Origin of the sequence: Methylobacterium sp. WL103 (assembly GCF_008039885.1) — a bacterium.
Taxonomy (GTDB): Bacteria; Pseudomonadota; Alphaproteobacteria; order Rhizobiales; family Beijerinckiaceae; genus Methylobacterium; species Methylobacterium cerastii.
The window spans coordinates 1-1,235 of record NZ_VRUX01000901.1; the positions used below are offsets into that span (position 1 = coordinate 1).

Below are 1,235 nucleotides of genomic sequence, written 5' to 3' on the forward strand. Positions count from 1 at the left end.
GCGCGACGAGCTCGGCCGAGAGCGCCGCGTCGCCGAGGGTCACCCAGCGCCCCAGTGTCCGGAAGATCCGGATCGACATGTTGGCGGCTGCGGCCTTCGTGAAGGTGAGGCACAGGATGCGCGCCGGCGCCGCCCCGTCGAGCAGCAGCCGCACCACCCGGTCGGTGAGCACCTTGGTCTTGCCGGCGCCCGCGTTGGCCGAGACCCAGGCCGAGGCGCGCGGGTCCGCGGCGCGCCTTTGCGCGTCCTCGGTTCCGGGATCGACGACGAAGGCCTCGCGACGGCTCATGGACACCTGCTTTTCAGAAGCGGACTTCTCAGGAGCGGACCCGCGGCCCGCACGCGAAAAACCATCGGATGCGGCTGCGCGGAGCGCAAGCGCGGTCGGACTTCGCAGCGCGACGGTCGCGTCGGGTTCGGGCGTCCTCAGAATACCGCGTGGTCGCCGCGCTCGGCCACCGCCTCGCCGCGGACGAGCCGCGCGTAATGGTCGAACAGCGTCTCCGACCCCGTCGAAGGGGTGGCGTCGGCGTCGTAGCGCCCGGTCGCGAGGTCGAGCACGAGCATCGACTCGGTGGCATAGTAGCGCCCGATGCGGGCGAGTTCGGCCTTGGCCGCCAAGGCCGGCAGAAATCGTCCGAGCGTCGCCAGCACGCCGACGATCACGTCCAGCAGCGCCACCGGCACGTGCGTGAAGCGCGGCTCGCGCCCAAGGAGCGCGAACAGCGCTTCGCCCTGGGCCTCCGGCGTGATCGCCTCGCCCGGCCCGCCGACCGGCAGCACCCGGTTGCGGCGCGCGGGATCGTCGAGGCAGTCCGCGAGGTAAGCCCCGAGGTCGTCGTCGCCGATCGGCTTGCAGGCCGTGAGGCGTCCGTCGCCGAAGACCAGGAACGGCTTGCCGCGCCGCACGCGCTCGACCTGCCCCGACAGCGATTTGAAGAAGGCCGTCGGCCGGACGATCGTGTAGTCGAGCCCCGACGCGATCAGCTCGGCCTCGAAGGCGAGCTTGGCGTGCTGGAAGGCGAGGACCGGCTTCTGGACGCAGATCGCCGAGACCAGCACGACGTGCCCGACTCCGGCCGCCCGGCTCGCCTCCAGGGCGCGCACATGCGCGCCGTGGTCGATCGCCCAGGCGTCGGTGGGCAAGCCGGTGCGGGAGGCAAGGCACGAGACCAGGACGTCGAACGCCTCGCCGCGGACGCCGTCGCGCGCCAGCGACGCCGGGTCGGCGAGGT

The 1,235-nt window shown here is 72.6% G+C and carries 2 protein-coding genes; both read right to left on the bottom strand.

Going from position 1 to position 1,235, the window contains the following annotated elements; genetic code table 11:
* On the bottom strand, positions 1–289 hold a 289-nt coding region (locus FV222_RS26565; RefSeq protein WP_147816114.1), incomplete at its 3' end, for a UvrD-helicase domain-containing protein.
* Positions 290–426: 137 nt separating this feature from the next.
* The coding region (locus tag FV222_RS26570) for an NAD(P)H-binding protein (RefSeq protein ID WP_210248516.1) at positions 427–1,235 on the bottom strand (809 nt) is incomplete at its 5' end.